At 47.4% G+C, this 17,339-nt stretch carries 19 protein-coding genes; 3 read left to right on the plus strand and 16 right to left on the minus strand.

Annotated elements, in window-relative coordinates; genetic code table 11:
- Positions 1–51: 51 nt before the first annotated feature.
- Together flgK and flgL are read left to right on the plus strand one after the other, a co-directional pair.
- Positions 52–1,659 carry a flagellar hook-associated protein FlgK gene (flgK, locus tag CWE08_RS00635; protein WP_126764735.1) on the plus strand — a complete coding sequence of 536 codons (1,608 nt, stop codon included), beginning with the start codon at positions 52–54 and terminating at the stop codon, positions 1,657–1,659.
- A gap of 128 nt (positions 1,660–1,787) precedes the next feature.
- Entirely contained in the window at positions 1,788–2,744 is a 957-nt protein-coding gene (gene flgL, locus CWE08_RS00640) for a flagellar hook-associated protein FlgL (RefSeq protein WP_126764736.1), read from the plus strand.
- 137 nt (positions 2,745–2,881) lie between these two features.
- On the opposite strand, the gene fliR is transcribed toward flgL, so the two are convergent.
- The 13 genes from fliR to fliF all read right to left on the minus strand — a co-directional run bounded on the left by fliR (position 2,882) and on the right by fliF (position 14,291).
- Positions 2,882–3,673, minus strand: a complete 792-nt coding sequence (fliR, locus tag CWE08_RS00645) for a flagellar biosynthetic protein FliR (protein WP_126764737.1) — start codon at positions 3,671–3,673, stop codon at positions 2,882–2,884.
- Positions 3,674–3,693: 20 nt separating this feature from the next.
- Positions 3,694–3,963: a flagellar biosynthesis protein FliQ gene (fliQ, locus tag CWE08_RS00650; protein ID WP_126764738.1), complete on the minus strand. Its 270-nt coding sequence runs from the start codon at positions 3,961–3,963 to the stop codon at positions 3,694–3,696.
- 14 nt (positions 3,964–3,977) lie between these two features.
- Positions 3,978–4,739, minus strand: a complete 762-nt coding sequence (gene fliP, locus CWE08_RS00655) for a flagellar type III secretion system pore protein FliP (RefSeq protein ID WP_275540774.1) — start codon at positions 4,737–4,739, stop codon at positions 3,978–3,980.
- Positions 4,736–5,197, minus strand: coding sequence for a flagellar biosynthetic protein FliO (gene fliO / locus CWE08_RS00660; protein ID WP_126764739.1), 462 nt, complete (start codon positions 5,195–5,197; stop codon positions 4,736–4,738). Before fliO ends, fliP begins: the two co-directional genes overlap by 4 nt.
- A complete protein-coding gene (gene fliN, locus CWE08_RS00665; protein ID WP_126764740.1) occupies positions 5,194–5,646 on the minus strand; it encodes a flagellar motor switch protein FliN in 453 nt (150 codons plus the stop codon). The genes fliO and fliN overlap by 4 nt, the downstream gene beginning before the upstream one ends.
- Positions 5,639–6,727 (minus strand): flagellar motor switch protein FliM, encoded by a 1,089-nt coding sequence (gene fliM / locus CWE08_RS00670; protein ID WP_126764741.1) that lies wholly within the window; start codon positions 6,725–6,727, stop codon positions 5,639–5,641. Before fliM ends, fliN begins: the two co-directional genes overlap by 8 nt.
- Positions 6,728–6,846: 119 nt before the next feature.
- The gene (gene fliL, locus CWE08_RS00675; protein ID WP_126764742.1) at positions 6,847–7,341 is read right to left on the minus strand and encodes a flagellar basal body-associated protein FliL; all 495 of its coding nucleotides are present in this window, start codon (positions 7,339–7,341) and stop codon (positions 6,847–6,849) included.
- Positions 7,342–7,469: 128 nt separating this feature from the next.
- On the minus strand, positions 7,470–8,894 hold the full coding sequence (locus CWE08_RS00680) for a flagellar hook-length control protein FliK (protein ID WP_126764743.1): 1,425 nt from the start codon (positions 8,892–8,894) through the stop codon (positions 7,470–7,472).
- Complete coding sequence (gene fliJ, locus CWE08_RS00685; protein ID WP_126764744.1) at positions 8,895–9,371, minus strand: flagellar export protein FliJ; 477 nt, start codon at positions 9,369–9,371, stop codon at positions 8,895–8,897.
- Positions 9,368–10,750 carry a flagellar protein export ATPase FliI gene (gene fliI, locus CWE08_RS00690; RefSeq protein WP_126764745.1) on the minus strand — a complete coding sequence of 461 codons (1,383 nt, stop codon included), beginning with the start codon at positions 10,748–10,750 and terminating at the stop codon, positions 9,368–9,370. The genes fliJ and fliI overlap by 4 nt, the downstream gene beginning before the upstream one ends.
- The gene (locus CWE08_RS00695) at positions 10,747–11,508 is read right to left on the minus strand and encodes a flagellar assembly protein FliH (RefSeq protein WP_157981205.1); all 762 of its coding nucleotides are present in this window, start codon (positions 11,506–11,508) and stop codon (positions 10,747–10,749) included. Before CWE08_RS00695 ends, fliI begins: the two co-directional genes overlap by 4 nt.
- A complete protein-coding gene (fliG, locus tag CWE08_RS00700) occupies positions 11,501–12,529 on the minus strand; it encodes a flagellar motor switch protein FliG (RefSeq protein ID WP_126764747.1) in 1,029 nt (342 codons plus the stop codon). Before fliG ends, CWE08_RS00695 begins: the two co-directional genes overlap by 8 nt.
- Positions 12,516–14,291 (minus strand): flagellar basal-body MS-ring/collar protein FliF, encoded by a 1,776-nt coding sequence (gene fliF / locus CWE08_RS00705; RefSeq protein WP_126764748.1) that lies wholly within the window; start codon positions 14,289–14,291, stop codon positions 12,516–12,518. Before fliF ends, fliG begins: the two co-directional genes overlap by 14 nt.
- A gap of 279 nt (positions 14,292–14,570) precedes the next feature.
- On the opposite strand from fliF, the gene fliE reads away from it, so the two are divergent.
- Positions 14,571–14,906 carry a flagellar hook-basal body complex protein FliE gene (gene fliE, locus CWE08_RS00710; protein ID WP_126764749.1) on the plus strand — a complete coding sequence of 112 codons (336 nt, stop codon included), beginning with the start codon at positions 14,571–14,573 and terminating at the stop codon, positions 14,904–14,906.
- Between the two features lie 8 nt (positions 14,907–14,914).
- On the opposite strand, the gene CWE08_RS00715 is transcribed toward fliE, so the two are convergent.
- The 3 genes from CWE08_RS00715 to CWE08_RS00725 form a co-directional block, all read right to left on the minus strand.
- Positions 14,915–15,262 carry a flagellar protein FlaG gene (locus CWE08_RS00715; RefSeq protein WP_126764750.1) on the minus strand — a complete coding sequence of 116 codons (348 nt, stop codon included), beginning with the start codon at positions 15,260–15,262 and terminating at the stop codon, positions 14,915–14,917.
- Positions 15,263–15,383: 121 nt separating this feature from the next.
- On the minus strand, positions 15,384–15,779 hold the full coding sequence (locus CWE08_RS00720; protein WP_126764751.1) for a thiol-disulfide oxidoreductase DCC family protein: 396 nt from the start codon (positions 15,777–15,779) through the stop codon (positions 15,384–15,386).
- A 245-nt stretch (positions 15,780–16,024) separates the two neighbouring features.
- Positions 16,025–17,224, minus strand: coding sequence for a FliC/FljB family flagellin (locus tag CWE08_RS00725; protein ID WP_126764752.1), 1,200 nt, complete (start codon positions 17,222–17,224; stop codon positions 16,025–16,027).
- Between the last annotated feature and the right edge of the window lie 115 nt (positions 17,225–17,339).

Below are 17,339 nucleotides of genomic sequence, written 5' to 3' on the forward strand. Positions count from 1 at the left end.
GAATTCGCCACTGCTGCCGATAACCTTCAGCACAGATAAAAGGTAGGTTTGATGAGTATTTTAAACACCGGGATTACCGGCTTAAATGCCGCACAAACGGCTCTATATGCCACTAGTAACAACATTGCGAATGTTTATACCCCAGGGTTTAACCGTGAAGTTGTGGTGCTGGGTGAAGCAAAAAACAGTGGTGGCGTGCAAGTAAACGCGGTGAATCGCCAATTCAATAGCTTTATTGCCGATCGATTGAATAGCGCAAACGGCAATTTATCTTCGTTGCAAGCCTATAAATCACAAGCCGGCCAAATCGATAATTTGCTGGCTGACCCTGATGCTGGTTTGGCGCCGTTAATGCAACGCTTCTTCGGTGCTATCGGTGATTTGGCGGGATCGCCGGCGGAGCCAGCGGCCCGTGAAGGTGTGCTGGGTAACGCCAATAGCATGGCCGCGCAGTTCCGTTCTTTTGATAGCTATTTGTATGATATGCAGCGCACTGTTAATGGCTCAGTAGAACTTGAAGTATCGCAAATTAACGATATCGCTGGGCAAATTGCGATGTTGAATAAAGAAATAGCTTCTTCTGCGGCGGCAACAGGGCAAGCCCCGAATGGCCTGCTAAATCAACGCGATCAGTATGTTGCGGAATTAAGCACGAAAATTGATGTGCGCGTAAATATTCAAGACGGTGGCGCCTATTCGGTTTCTATTGGTAACGGGCAGCCCCTAGTAAGCGGTGAAAACTCGTTTCAGCTGGAGGCGGTTCAATCATCATCAGATCCAGAGCGGATAGTTGTGGGCTACCGGGATGCTGTGGGTAACCTCATGGAGTTTCGTGAGGATCAGTTTAAGGGTGGTGCGCTAGGTGGCTTAATGAGCTTCCGCCGCGAAAATTTAGATAAAGTTCAAGGTCAACTTGGGCAACTTGCCATAACCATGGCCCAAGCCTTTAACGAGCAGCACCAATCTGGCGTTGATTTAAATGGCGATGCTGGCGCTGCGTTTTTTAGTATTGGCGCACCAACAAGCTACACCAATACCAATAATAGTGGTGATGCGGTTTTAGATGTAGCTGTGAATGATTTATCTAATCTCACATCCAGTTCTTGGGATTTAACTTTCAATGGTACCGATTGGCAGGCTACACAGCGAGATACTGGCCGGCGGACAACGATTTCGCCCGACGCGGATGGCAACCTGAACTTTGCCGGAATGCAAATTAGCGTAGCTGGGAACCCTGCTGAGGGCGATCGTTTTCGCGTGAACCCAGTGCAACGCGCAGCTCGAGATTTTGCCGTACAAATTGATGATATCGCCCAAATAGCGGCGGCAACATCGGCTGATTCTGGTGATAATCGTAACGCATTAGCCTTACAGGATTTGCAAACCAGCCGTTTGGTGGGTGGAAATGCTAATTTCGCGCAAGCTTATGGTGCGATTGTGAGTGACTCTGGTAACCGTAATGCGGTGGTGAATGCGAACTTAGCGGCACAGCAAGGATTAACGGAGCAATTACAGGCGTTACAGCAATCAGAATCGGGTGTGAACCTCGATGAAGAAGCGGCCAATTTGATACGTTATCAACAGTATTACCAGGCGAATGCAAAGGTAATTGAAGCTGGTATGACGGTGTTAGAAACCATTCTATCGATTGCCCGTTAATATTTTCGCTTTGTAGCCGATAACATAATCGGCACACCACTGTTAGCAAGCAGCATTTAAAAACAAAAAAGAAATGATTATGTAAGCTTCGCCACCTATTGTGTGGGGAAGCTGCCGAGGAAGGTAATATGCGTATTAGTACGGTTACGATTTTTGATCAAAACGTATCATCAATGAACCGCCAACAAGCGGAATTTATGAAAGTAGGCCAACAATTGGCTACTGGACGCCGCGTGGTAACGCCTTCTGATGATCCGCAAGCAGCCTCACGTGCGGTAGGTGTAAACCAATCGATTGCCGTTACGCAGCAATACACGGATGCACGCATTAATGCTCGAAATAGTATTTCCCAGCAAGAAAGTGTGTTGAATAGTGTTAACGATATGCTCACCCGAGCTAAAACCTTGATGATTCAGGCATCAAACGGCACCGTAAGTGAAGTTGATGCGGTTTCTATTTCGGCTGAAATGGAAGGCATCTATGAAGCCATGATCGGTTTAGGTAACACAACCGATGGTACTGGCCGCTATATCTTTGGTGGCTATCGTGATGGCGAGCCGCCTTTTGCTCGCGCCGCTGATGGTACCGTTGAGTTTGTGGGTAGCACACAAATGCGCGAAGAGCGGGTTGATAGTGATCGTTTATTGAAAGTTGGCCATACCGGTGCTGATGTGTTTTTAACTGGATTAAGCACTGCGAAGCCGGCGGTTGATGGCTCTCCAGCGGAAACCAATTTATTCGCTAGCTTTGAAAAGGCGATTAGCGCATTGCGCGCCGATAAAACAGCGCTTCCGGATGATCAACGTAAAGATATCTATAGCAATGTCATGCGCGAGTTTGATAACGCCCAAGATAATACTCTAACTAAACGCGCCTCTCTCGGTGCTCGCCTTAATGAGCTTGATACACTTGATTTAGTAGCAAGTAACCGCAAGTTAGGATACGAGCAACAGCTCTCCGATTTAGTGGATTTAGATTACGCTCAAGCAGCCTCTGATTACAGTTTACGTATGGTGGGCCTGCAGGCTGCGCAGAAATCTTTCGTAGATATTAAAGGTTTGAGTTTATTTAATTACATTCGCTGACCAGTATTCGCTGACCAGTATTCGCTGATTAATGCCACACTCGGCTACACTGGCTTCCACAGCCTTTTCGTATGCTTATTGGTTTTCTGCTGCTTGGTGAGTTCGCCGCTCATTCCTAATCGCCTTTCACCACATTCCTACTGCATTGGCGCTAATGCTTCGAGCATCTGAGCAATAAACTCAAGCGTATGGGTAAACAGCGCTTGCACGAAAGGGCCCAATTGCGCTGTCAGTATCATGATGAGAAATAGCCCCATAGTGAGCGAGAGCGGGAAACCAATCGAGAATACGGTAAGTTGAGGGGCGGAGCGGTTCAAAATACCCAAGGTTAGGTTGATAATGAGCAACGCCCCGAAAACTGGAAGAGCAAGTAACATCCCGGAAGAAAAAATCACTCCACCAAAGCGTGCAAAAGCTTCAAAGGCAGTTAAGTTTAAACCAGCTGTACCAATCGGCAATTGTTCAAATGAAAACGCGATTATTTCCAACATGATTAAATGCCCATTTAGAGCTAGATAGAGCAAAATTGTAAAGGCATGAAATAAGCGCGATAAGATCATTGTGTTGGCGCCGCTATCTGGCGAGAAAAAGGTAGCAAACGCCAAACCCATCTGTAAGCCAATAAACTCACCTGCGGCCATAACCACGGCAAATGCTATCTGCATCACCAAGCCCATTGCGACACCAATTAGAACCTGCTCAACGATAATGCCAAATCCGGCCCAAGAGTAAATTGGTACATCTGGCATGGCCGGAATAATAGGTGCCATAACGATAGCTAGCGCCGCGCCAAAGGCGATACGAAGTTGAGCGGGTATGCGTGAATGGCCGAAAATCGGGGCTGAAACCATAAAGCTGGTGATACGAAAGAATGGCCAGAGAAAGGCTACAATCCAGCCTTGCAGTTGTAGAAAGTTTACTTCAACCATGGAACCACCACCGCACTGGGCTATTGCACCATGGTGGGAATACTAGTGAAAAGTTCAGTAGTGTAATCAATGATGAGTTGCAATAAAAAAGGCCCAGTAACAACTAGAATAATCACTACACCAAGAATTTTGGGAATAAAGGAGAGTGTCATTTCGTTAATTTGCGTGGCGGCTTGGAATAAGCTCACGATTAAGCCGATTAATAGCGCCGTTAGCAGTAAAGGCCCAGCAAGATAAAGCGCTACCCGCATTCCCTGGTAAGCGATGGTCATAACCTGTTCTGGATTCATCGTCTACCTCCCAGCTATAAGTAGAAGCTTGCCGCGAGTGAGCCAATGATGAGTTGCCAGCCATCTACCAACACAAACAGCATCAATTTAAAAGGTAATGAAATAGTTGCCGGTGGCACCATCATCATACCCAACGCCATTAAAACACTTGCTACGACCAAATCGATAATTAAGAACGGAATAAAAATAGTAAAACCAATTTGGAAGGCGGTTTTTAATTCGCTCGTAACAAAAGAAGGAATGAGCACGTGCATGGGTAGTTCTTCTGGCCCTTGAATTGGCCCAATATCCGCTAATCGTACGAACAGTTCGAGATCGCTCTGGCGAGTTTGCGCGAGCATGAATTCTCGCAATGGCTCGGCGGCAAGCGGTAAAAACTCTTGGAAGCTGATGGTATCTTCACTCAATGGTACCCAAGCAACCTCATAAATTTGTGCTAGCACCGGCGACATAATAAAGAACGTAAGGAAAAGTGCGATGCCGAGGAGTACTTGGTTGGGCGGGGCCGATTGCGTACCCATGGCGGTTCTTAATAAACCCAGCACAATAATGATGCGCGCGAAGCTTGTCATCATCAGTAAACCCGCCGGTAGAAACGCCATACTGCTGAGCAACAACAGCGTTTGCAATGGAACCGACCAACGCTGAGTGCCATCTTCGCCGGTAGTACTCGTGATCGTTGGTAATTCTTGGGCGATCGCCTCGGCCGGTAAAAAAAGCGCGAATGCGCTTAAAAAAAGAATGGCGATAGTAATGAAGTGTGTATGCGGTTTCACTTGTGGCCACCTTTGGGGCCATTATCCGAATTACTTTGCCGGCTACCAACTGCATTTTGTTTCGCTTTTAACAATTTGGCGAAGGAACTAACGAGTGGGCTTGCTGTTGAATCTTGCTCGGTATTTGAAGCCGCATCCGATTCTTTGGCAACGGGTATAGGCCCCTCACTTAAACGATTTACGCTACCCGGACCCACACCTAAAACTAGACGTTTATCTTCAACATCAACCACTACAACGCGTTCTTTACCACCTAAGCTGGCACTGGTAACCACATGAATCTTGTGCGTGCTACTCGGCAACCAATTTCCACCCATGCGGCGAAATATCCACGCGCACACTAAGATGATAACAATCACCATAATCAGTGATGCCGATACTTTACCCAACAGCGTAAGGCTCGATACTACATCGGTACCTGCAGGTGTGCTGGCTGTACTAGTGGTGGTGCTGTTCATCGATTTAGCTTCTGCACCCGCTCGGCTGGCGTTACAATTTCGGTAATACGGATACCATATTTATCGTCTAAAACCACAACTTCGCCCTGGGCGATTAGATAGCCGTTAATCAAGATATCCATTGGTTCACCGGCTAAGCCATCAAGTTCTACTACTGAGCCTTGGGCAAGTTCAAGTAACTGTTTGATGGTAATACGAGTGCGGCCAAGCTCAACACTTAGCTTTACCGGGATATCCATGATGATATCTAAATCACTCGCATTACCGCCACGATTCGTATTTTCGAGCGGTTTGAATACGCTATCACCAGCCGATTGCGGGTTACCTGCGGCTTGCTCCTCGGCTAACACATCAGCCCATGGATCTTGCTTACCATTCTCTGAGCTATTCTGGGCATTGCCTTGTGGTTGCCCTTCGGCATCCTGGTTCGGCTTGTTATCATCAGTCATCGTTATAATCCTCAGAGGTTGCGGGCCCATACACCGAAGCCTTCTCTGTTCGGGTTGGGTTTGCTACCGCATGGTTTTCTAAAATCTTAGTTACCCGGAGTGCCCGGTGTTTATTTAACGAGCCGTACTCACATTCAAGTACCGGTAAACCACTTACGGTTGCGGTTACTGTTTTGGGTAACGTAACCGGCAGAACATCGCCAACTTTCAGCGCCATAACTTGGGGCAAGCGCACTGGGATATCTAAAAAGTTTGTGGTTAGCTCCACATCCGATGATTGCAGCTCTTGTTTAATTCGTTCTCGCCAAGCTTTATCAGTGGCGCTTGAGGCATCAGCTCGCAGGTTTGTTAGCCGATCGCGCAAAGGCTCGATCATGGAGTAGGGCATGCAAATTTGAAAACTAGAATCCAAGTTACCTACTTCCAAATGAAAAGTTGTGGTGACTACAATTTCACTGGGTGAGCTGGTAATGCTGGCGAACTTTGGCTGCATTTCCGAGCGAATGTAACTTATTCTGAGTTGGAAAACCGCCCGCCAAGCCTCTTGGTAAGCATCCATCGCGAGATTCAATACCCGATTAATAATGCGTTGCTCAGTGCCGGTAAATTCACGCGCTTCATTTTTCGTAATAAAGCGGCCATCACCACCAAATAGGTTTTCCACGATCATAGAAACCATGTTCTGCGGAAACACCACTAGAGCAGTTCCGCGCAAAGGTTTCATGGCAATGATGTTTAGATTAATGGGTGTGGGTAATTTATCGGAAAAATCCTGAAAGCGTTGATACCGTACAGATTCTACCGAAATATCCGCATTACGGCGCAGAAGGTTGAATAAATTCATCCGAAATTGCCGGGCAAAACGTTCGTTAATAATTTCAAGCGTGTGCAAGCGCTCACGCACAACACGATGTTGGGTGCCAGGATCGAAAGGCCGTTCACTAGGGTTCGGTTCTTTCACGCCACCAAAGCGCTCCTGCCGAGAAGATGTTTTCACATCATCGGCAGGTTTTGATGGTTTTGATACTGAGCCTAAAAGTTCATCAATATCATGTTGTGAAAGGGGCTTATCACCAGCCATAAACACTCATCTGTTGTTGCTTTAACCAAGAACGCTACCTAGCTGATACGTTATCCACTAAATAGCTCGCGTTACATGTTGCTATTTCCGAGTTCAAATCCCACGCTCATAACGTATTACTATTGAACAATAAACTCAGTGAATAGCACTTCAAAAATTTCAATTTCCGCAGTGGAATTGGCATAAGGTTCTGATAAACGCACCTTAATGCGTTCCGCGAGTTCGGTTTTGCCATCGGTTGTACTAATACGTTCGGCATCCAGGCCCGAAAGCATCACTAATAAACGGCTGCGAACCTGCGGCATATTATCAACTAAGGTTTGTTGTGTATCACCATCTTGCACTTCCAGTGTCATACCGGTGTACAACAAACGTGGGCCGAATTGGTCGCTGCGTAAGTTCACCGTGAATGGCTCAATTTTCAAAAAAACCGGCTCACGAATGCGTTCTGCAGCAGGGCTGTTTGCTGCTAATGCATTCATCGCTGTTGTTCTCGTATCAAGTAGCAGCCAAGTATTTACCGCTGTAACGGCTATCATGATTGCAACTAAGCCCACCAAGGCTAGGATAATGGTGTTGTTGCTATCTTTGTTTTTCGCTTGTGGCTTCGCCATGTAAATACCCTGTTTTAACTATTCTGAATTATGCCTGTTGGGAAAAAAAGTGAAGCCCGAAAAAGCGGCACTTCGCTTAGTTATCTTTCCAGTTTAACCTGAAAGCGGCATAAAATACCTGTTCAATATCAGGCGTAAAGGTCGATTTTCCCATTTCCCATTTGAACCTCAACTTCTTGCTCAGCGTTTGCATCTGCCGCTAGAGTTTGAGTGTTCCCACTATTATCGGCCAATTCGGCAGAACCTGAACGTTGTTCTTCATTTTGTTGTTGGCTTTGGCCATCGTTTATTGCCGATTCAGCAAGCTCTATACCTTGCTCCGCCAGTATCTCACGCAGCTGTGGAATAGCGTTTTCAACGGCGGCTCGAACATTTGCGTTGCTGGCGCTAAATTGTAAACTCGCGGCTTGGTCGTCCATTTTTAAGTTAATCATGAGCGGCCCAAGCTCAGCCGGGTGCAGCCGCAAAGCCACGTGATTATCTTGGCGAATATTCATATTCACTACTTGTTGGCTTAACTGTTGCTGCCATGCATTCGATGCTAATGGTGCAGAAAGCGTGGTACTAGGGCTAGCGCTGGGGCTGGCAATGCTACTTCCAGCCGCTTGTTGCGCAAGCATATTAGCTTGTTCGGCATTGCTTATAATACTTGTGCTCAGGTTCGCCCCTAATTCAGCACCTCCAGCAGCGGCAGCTTGGCTGGCAACATGAAACGCTGAATCATTTACCGGTAACGCTTGTTTTATAGGTAAAGGCGTGGCTAAAGGCTGCCAGTTCGGCAAATTCCCCGCTTGGGTAAGCTTGGTATCTGTTAGAATAGGGTTCTTATCTGCTAATGCACCGGCCGGCAGTGAGGCACGCTCTTGCCCAGTAAGCTGCATCGCCATTTGCAAGGCTGCGGTTTGGCTTGGTGTTAGCGTTTGCCCGTTATTTTGGGCAAGTTGTGGGTTGCCTGCCTGCAACGTTTCGGCCATTGCACTTAACGGTATCGCGTTCACATTTGTAGCACCATTTGCGCTGTTACTAACGGCCTGTTGCCCAGCAATTGCCTGCAAGCCATCGCTATGATTACTCTTAATTGGAGGGGTTTGTAGCTCCTGCTTTGCCACATGCTGCACCATTTGCTGATTCAGATTTTGTGCCTGCGTAATCCGGCTCAGCATATCGTTTTCGCCAGGATTGGCAGCCATAGCCGCGGCTTGGGAGAGCGCGCCACTGTTTTCTGCCGGCATTCCTGAAAGCGTTCCTGAGAGCATTCCTGAAAGCATAGCCGGGCCATGCTCATCGATAGGCAACAGCTCCATCGGATCGCCAGGCAAAGGTTTTTTATCCTGTGGCAGAGAGTATTCAATTTCTGGATTAAATAATACTTCTTGCGGCGTATGTTTTGCGCCCGGAGCCTGATAATCCGGCAGCGTTGGATTACTTTGTGCGGCCACTAAATCTTGTAAACGCGCGGCAAAATCGGCGGAATCTGCAGCAGAACCAGCCTTCGTTCCGGTTACGCCTTGGCTAGCAGGCTGTGCGGTGTTCAGCACCATCATGTTCAACATCTATGACTCCTTTTCCGTATCGGCAATGAGTGTTAAGTGCCCACCACGCACATGCTGATTATTCGCAAATTCATCGGTTTGCAGTTGCTCTTTCCGAGCTGAGATTCTATTTGCAGCGGCAGCGCGTCTATCGTTGAGTGTGGTATACGAGGTTAACTTGCGTTGCTGCTGCTGCCAGTTCTGTTTACTTTTATCCACCAAGGTGCTTTGTTGCTGTAAGGCTTTACTCGCTTTTTGAATCGATTCATCTAACGACATCAGAAACTGCCGATAGTTATAAAGGGTTACCGGATCGATACCGTTCAACATGAGCTTTTGCAGTTGAACCGCATATTCCTCTCGATAATTCACCAGCATTTCTTGGTGCGCTAAAATTTGTTGCTCGTTCGTACGCTCTGTTGCGAGTAATTGCCCGGCTTTGTCTCGGGCTTCTTTTGCTAAATCAGTGAGCGTATCAAGGGCCGTAGAACCACTCATTGGGAGCCTCCAAACAGGGAATTTAACGCGATAATTGAAGCTGAAGAATCAGCCCCTTGCGTGTGCGATTGCTGTAAAAAGGATTCTAATTTCGGGTACATTTGCACCGCTTGGTCAAGCACAGGGTCGTGTCCTGAGCTGTAGGCGCCAACACTAATTAAATCGCGGTTGCGTTGATAAACCGAGAATAGCTTTTTGAATTGCTGTGCTTGTTTAATTTGGCTCTCTGGAACCACCGCTGGCATAACCCGGCTTATCGAGGCCTCAACATCAATTGCTGGATAATGGCCGGATTCGGAAAGCGAGCGTGAAAGCACAATGTGGCCATCGAGAATAGCTCGGGCAGAATCCGCAATGGGATCTTGTTGGTCATCACCCTCGGTGAGAACGGTGTAAAATGCGGTGATTGAACCTCCACCTTTGCAGCCATTACCGGCACGCTCCACGAGGGCGGGCAATTTGGCAAATACCGAAGGCGGATAACCTTTGGTGGCCGGTGGTTCGCCAATGGCGAGCGCAATTTCCCGTTGGGCCATAGCAAAGCGAGTGAGGCTATCCATGATAAGCAAAACGTTGAGGCCTTGATCGCGATAATCTTCAGCTAAACGCGTGGCGTAAGATGCGCCTTGCAAACGTTGTAGCGGCGAGGTATCGGCAGGTGCCGCCACAACAACGGCGCGCTTTAAGCCCTCTTCACCCAAAATATTTTCAATAAAATCTTGTACTTCACGGCCACGTTCACCGATTAGGCCAACCACAATCACATCCGCTGCTGTGTAACGCGCCATCATGCCAAGAAGCACTGATTTGCCCACACCAGAGCCGGCAAACAAACCCATGCGTTGGCCGCGGCCAACGGTGAGTAATGAATTAATTGCACGAATGCCAACATCAATAGGTTTCTCGATTGGCGCTCTACTCATGGGGTTGATTGTAGGTGTGGCTAAGGGCGCAAATTTGGCTTCACGCAAAGGGCCTTGGCCATCCAGTGGTTTACCATTGCCATCCACTACTCGCCCTAACAAACTGGTGCCAATTGGAAAGCGGCGGCCTTCAAAAGGGCCTTGTTCTTGCAGTGGAAATACACGAGCGCCGGGGGTAAGGCCGCGAATTTCCACTAAGGGCATTAAAAACGAGCGCTCGCCGGAAAAGCCCACAACTTCCGCTTCAATAAATTCATGGCCACCTTCAGCAACAATTTCGATACGGCAGGCACTGCCTAGGGGTAATTCCAGCCCAACTACCTCAAGCACCATACCGGTAGCGCGAATCACTCGGCCGCTAGTACGAAAGCTGGGCAAACTAGCCACGCGGTTTTGAACCTTGTTCAAAACTTGGCTCCAATCTGTGCCGAAGGTACTTTCAAGCTTAGCGCTCACGATGGGACATCTCCGTTTCGTTGCCCAATTTGCTGTTGCACCTGTTGCCAGCGTGATTCCCAGGTAGCATCGCGTTCGCCGCTTTGGCTAACTAGCCGGCAACCACCACGAGTAAGGCGCTCGTCGGAAACGAGTTTCCAGCCGGCGGCTTGTAATTCATCGTGCAAATGTTCTTCAATTAATGAAAAATCTTCTGGGTTAACTAAAAGCCGTGGCTTATTTGTGAAAGTTGGTTCGGAATGCAGTAGCTCACGAACAATTTTTAATACGGTTTCTGGCTTTTCATCAAGGCTATCGCGAGCCAGTTGTGCACCCACCGCGAGAGCCAGTGCTACCAGCTCATCAGAAATATTTTTATCAAGCTCGTTAAGGCTACTGCTAACGCGGTTAACGAGCGTTTTTATTGGCGTAACAGCTTCCTCTAACAATGCTTGTTTTTCGGCTTCAACTTCGCTTTTTGCTGCTTTCAGCCCTTGTTCATAACCGGCTTGATAGCCGCTCTCAGTACCTTCTTTATGGCCTAACTCCCACGCTTCTTGGCGCGCTTTTTCTTTCAAAGCATTCAGCTCAGCATCACGAATAAAGCCTTGTTCCGCTTCCTGCGCGGTGGTGTCGTGTGTACCTTGCGCTTGCCGTTGCTTGCCATTTTGCAGCTCATCCAAATCCCAGCGATGCCATTTAGCGCCAGAAACCACTTTAGTTTCAGCAAACTCAGAAGCTTCTGTTTTTAAGTTTTCCGGCGAAAAGGGCTTAAACATAGGTGTCATCTCCGCTACTCAGCATAATTTCACCGGCATCGGCTAAGCGGCGAGTAATTGCCAAGATGGCTTTTTGCTCGGTTTCCACTTGCGATAAACGCACTGGCCCACGCGTTTCCATTTCTTCCCGAACCAATTGGCCGGCGCGTTGCGACATATTCCGGAGGAATTTATCCACCAGTTGATCTTCAGCACCTTTAAGCGCAATAACCAACACATTGGTGTCGATCTGTTTGAGCAGCACTTGAATACTGCGGTCGTCGAGGTCGATAAGATTTTCGAATAGGAACATCTCGTCGATAATCTTGGTTGCCAATTCGTCGTTGTAAGCGCGGATATTTTCCAAGGCGGTATCTTCTTGCCCAGCGCTCATTAAGTTGAGAATTTCCGCTGCGGTTCTTACGCCGCCCATTTTGCTGCGCTTCAAGTTCTGGCCATCTAGCATACCACCGAGCACTTCGGTTAATTCCTGCAATGCCGCTGGCTGAACGCCGGTGAACGTGGCTACACGCAACACCACATCGTTGCGTAGGCGTTCTTCAAATAACTCCAGCACACCCGCCGCTTGCTGGCGGTCTAAATGGATAAGGATGGTAGCAATAATTTGCGGATGCTCATCGCGAATTAACTCAGCAACCTCTGAAACATCCATGAGGTTAAGTGCATCGATGCCGTAGTTACCTGCTTTCTGATCGAGAACATCATCAATTAACGTTGAAGCCCGCTCACTGCCAAGTGCTTTGGTAAGAACTGAACGAATATAACCATCATATTCATCCACCGGTGGTGCGTTTGAGAGATCTTCGTGGAACTGTTCGAGCACCCACTTAATTTCATTCCGAGATACATTTTGTAACCGCGCCATTTCTTTGCTGATGCGTTGAATTTGCTGGGGTGTGAAGTTTTTAAATACATCCACAGCAGTATCTTCATCCAGCGAAAGCAGCAGAATTGCGCTTTTACGCAGCCCCGTCATATTCTCAAAGTTGCTCACTTCTTGGGTGGTATCAGTCGCGGACATGTTCGTCCTCCGTTAACCAGTTTTGCACTATGCGAGCAACTTGCCGTGGCTTCTGACGGGCAATTTCTTGAGTGCGCCGAATCGCATCATCATAAGCGGTAAGATTTTTCTTTTTCGGCCAATTAAATGTCATGGCATCGCTGTCTTCAGTGTTACTAACGCTTTTTTGCTCATCGTCATCGTCGCCCACAACCGCGCGCAAACGGCCAGCGGTTTTGGCTGCATTACCCGCTACTGTGTCATCTTCTTCGCCGGCTGCTATGGCCGCCTTAGTTTTCACAAAACGTCGGTTAATCATCGGCCGGAGAATCAATAAATAAAAAAGTAAGATACCTGAGCCAGCTAACACATAACGGCCAACTTGCAGTAATAATTGTTGGGTATCAGGCTCTTGCCACCATTCTCTTGGCTCAATCTCAAGAGGATTCGCCGAACTCACAAAACGGCTATTCACGATTTCTAACTGATCGCCGCGATCAGCATTAAACCCCATCGCTTGTTGAACTAAGCGTTCCACTTGTGCGATTTCAATATCGGTAAGGGGAATGGTTGTGGCATTCCCTTCCTCATCTACTCCGTTGCGATAATTAACTACCACGGCTACCGATAAACGCTCTAATCGACCGCGTTGGTGCTGAATGTGGGCAATATTACGATCAACTTCATAGTTCACGATATTATCTTGGCGCAGATTACGATTGCTTTGTTCGGTTTGCGTTTCTGCCGCTTCCTCACCTTCTTCCGGTGTTTCAATGGGCGCAGTAACTACACCAGGTGGCGTGTTGGATAGTGCGCCGGGAACGCCGCCCACAAAGTTACCTTCACCTTGGAGAGATAAATTGCTTTGGATACTGCGAACAGCGGCAGTTTCTGGTGTTTGATTTGGGCTATAAGTTTCAGAGGTTTCCTCAACCCGTGAAAAATCAATCTGTGCAGTAACTCGAGCATTTAGATTGTTTGGCCCTAGAATAGGCGCCAGAATTTCTTCAATACGGCGCTGGTAACTCCGTTCGAGCTCTTCGGTGTAGCTAAGCTCAGTGCCGGTTAAATCGCCGCCTTGGCCTATTGCCGAAAGCAAATTACCGCGCTGATCAACCACCGTAACGTTATCTGCCGTTAGCTCTGGAACTGAGCTTGAAACCATGTGTACGATGGCATTTACTTGTCCCTCGCCCAGCGCACGGCCAGCATGTAGGTTAAGAATCACAGATGCTTTCGCAGGTTCTCGGTCGCGTATAAACACCGAAGGTTTCGCCATGGCCAAATGCACCCGGGCGCGATTAACTGGGCCAAGCGATTCCATGGAACTTGCTAGTTCGCCCTCTAAGGCCCGTTGAAAATTCACTTGCTCGGCAAACTGGCTAATGCCGAACGCTTGATTATCCATCAAGCTAAAACCGGTATTTCCGCCCTCTGGTAGGCCTTGTTCAGCCATGCCGAGGCGAATGCGGTGAACTTGATCGCCCGGAACTAGAATGCTGGTGCCGCCCGCAGATAACTGATAAGGAATGCGTTGAGCCTCGAGCTCAGTAACAATTTGGCCGCCGTCGGCTTCACTCAAGTTGCTATACAAAACGCGATATTCAGGGGTAGAAGCCCACATGATAAGCGCCACAACTACGGCAATAAATGCAGAACCACCGATTAATATAGGCAGCAGTGAATTTCCACGCACGAGGCCCAGCACTTTATCGAGTTGAGTGCCGGAGCTTGTATTTGCTGCGTTCGCTGCAGGCGTTTGTTGGTTTATCGTTGATTCCATGGGCTCTTTGCGCGTTAGAGTTAAGAGTTTTCATTACCCAAATTGCTGGTTAGGGTATTTTCATGGATAGCATTATCGCTATTTGAATAGAAACCAAACGGGTAAAAAAGCCACTTTTTTTGCTTTATTTAAACCCTTCACTTTGCGTTTTGCTTGGTAACCTGTGCTCCATCAAAAAAGATTCAGCGGCTTAACAGGCAAGTGGCAAGCAATAATGCATTAATCGCTAGGCCTAGGAAGTTTTCAGAATAATGCTGGGAACCATGTGAGGATAAAGAAATGAGCGTTGCAGGTATTCAATCGGCGTTACAGCAAATGCAAGCGGTGCAAACTCAAGCAACCGGCCAAGTAGCGAACCCAAAGGCTGTTGGTAGTTCTGCAGCGGTGGAAAAGGGCGGGTTTGCCAATGAGTTGCAAGCTTCGATTAACCGCATAAATGAACTTCAACAAGCCTCCGCTGCGCAACGTACGGCTTTTCAACTAGGGGATCCAAACGTTTCGTTAAACGATGTAATGGTTGATTCACAAAAGGCAGGTATTGCCTTTGAAATGGGTGTGCAGGTGCGCAATCGGTTGGTGAACGCCTATAAAGAAGTAATGAATATGAACGTGTAATGAATTGCTCAAGCTTCGCTATTCACCAACATACCACGTAAATCTGCGAGTTGCTCAGCGGCTCGCAACACCTCTTCCGAGGGGATCTGCCGAATCACATCACCCGATTTAGTATCAACAATTTGCACTACCACAGGCTGGCCATCAGAAATTTCGAACTGCACCCCGTAAGGATTCAAAACTTCGTTTATTTGTTGTAGCGGCGGTACTAATTCTTCAGCACTTAGTTGTTTGTTTCCCGCATTTTCGCCTTTTTCCGCGGGTAAGTGCTGCATTACCTTATCGGAACGCTGCTTTTCCGAAGCCGCAAATGCGGCGGCCCAGTTTCCTGATAGTTCGCTAATAGGTGTTGTCATTTTAGAGTGCTCCTGCGCTGCACTAGCTTTTGCCGATTAGACCTATTATCGGTAAATTCTACAAAAGCTTTAGCATGTGCTGATTATTTAAGCGGGAGCGCTCACTATTAGTAGTATCAACTTAATCGATCGAGCATTGTTCACAGCGAGATTTCCCGGTGAGCACTTTAGAGATCTGATTGCGGTTACGAGCGAAGAACAAATAGGTTTTATCGGCAAACCAGCGCAAGATTGGCCAGCGCAGGGGCGCTGTTAGCCAACCACGGCCCACAAGGCTCCACGCCGCATGGGTAACATCAAGACCGTAAATCATCTCACCATTTTGATTCATGCCGTGCAGTATCTTATTGGCGTTTTCTACTGAAACGTTAGGGTAACGAGCCGAGAAATCGTCCACCAAGATATCTTCAAACGCCATTTTTTTATCACTATCCAAACGTTTTAAATGCTTCATTTCACGAACGCACAGCGGGCAACCGCCATCGTAAAATATTGTCAGTGATTTTTCGGAGCTCATGTTTGGGCCTTTTGATTGCGAAATATTGCTAATGATTGATATACGGGCTGACGAGCGATTTAGATGATGTTTCACCTTTAGGTATGGCAGAACAATAGCTAGGAAAAATCGAAGTGAAAATTTAATAACGCCGAAGGTAAAAATAATCAATGAAAAAAGCGCTCTCAAATGAGAAGCGCTTTTGAATTTCAAATTGAGGTAGCTGGGGTAAACCTAGGTTACACCGAGCTAGCTTTCTAGAGAAATTAACCTAGTAGTGAAAGTACTGACTGTGGCACCTGGTTAGCCTGGGCAAGTACTGAAGTACCAGCCTGCTGCAGGATCTGTGCACGTGTCATGTTACCCACTTCTACCGCGTAATCCGCATCTTCGATACGTGAACGAGCAGCCGCTAAGTTAGTTTCGTTGGTTTGCAAGTTAGTGATTGCAGATTCGAAACGGTTTTGAATCGCACCCAAATCAGAACGCAAGGTATCAACACTTGATAGAGCGCTGTCTAAGCTTGCAAGTGGATCGGTTGTAGAGCCAGTAGTTACGTCAGCAAGCGTATAGTTATCGAGATCAACAGAGAATTCTAAGTCTGTTCCGTTAACCGCAGCTTCTTGCGGATCTACCGCTACGTATACTTGGAATACACCCGCGGCAGCAGTACCCGTGTTGGTGAACCCTAATGATTCAAGTTTAGCGGTATCTTCAGCGTTTGCCGCTGTTAGTGTATCAGTCATAAAGAAGTTGCCGTTATCGTCGGCAATAACTGACGCGCCACCTAAAGTTGGCGCCGCATCCAAATCAAATTTGCTTTGCCAATCAGCAGCGGCTGGAGCAGTTGCCGCTGAAGCTGTTGCGAGAACCGTTGTTTCGCCAAACTCTGCCTGCAATGCATCAGCTGTAGCTGTGCCTCCGTCGGCTAGCTGAGGACCAGATACCGTAAATGAACTTAAACCAAGAGTGCTTGCATTGATTTTTTGTAAATCAATTTCAATGGCTTCACCATCGTTTGCGCCAACTTGGATATTCAATTTCTGATCATTCGCCAAAACTTTAACACCGTTAAAGTCGGTTTGTTCAGAGATACGATCAATCTCACCTAAACGCTGCTGAATTTCAGCTTGGATTGATTTTAAATCGTCTTGTGAGTTGGTGCCGTTTTGTGCTTGAACGGATAATTCACGAATACGTTGTAAGTTATCGTTTACTTGGTTCAAGGCGCCTTCTGCTGTTTGTGCAACAGAAATACCATCGTTCGCATTTCGTTGTGCTTGGCCTAAACCAGTGATTTGTGAAGACATACGGTTAGCGATGGCTTGACCAGCGGCATCGTCTTTAGCACTGTTGATACGCAGGCCTGAAGACAGACGTTCCATAGAAGTAGCTAATGCTGATTGCGACTTCTGAAGGTTTTGCTGACCAATCATCGAGGTGATGTTTGTATTGATTACTGACATAGTCTTATTCCTTCTGTTTTCATAAATGGCCGGCGTAGTGGCCTGCCGTCACCCCTAGTTATCGGAGAGGAGAAAAAAAACTTTAGTGCATTGTTAAAAAAAATTTTCAAAAGGC

Source organism: Aliidiomarina iranensis, from assembly GCF_003987135.1.
Lineage (GTDB): Bacteria > Pseudomonadota > Gammaproteobacteria > Enterobacterales > Alteromonadaceae > Aliidiomarina > Aliidiomarina iranensis.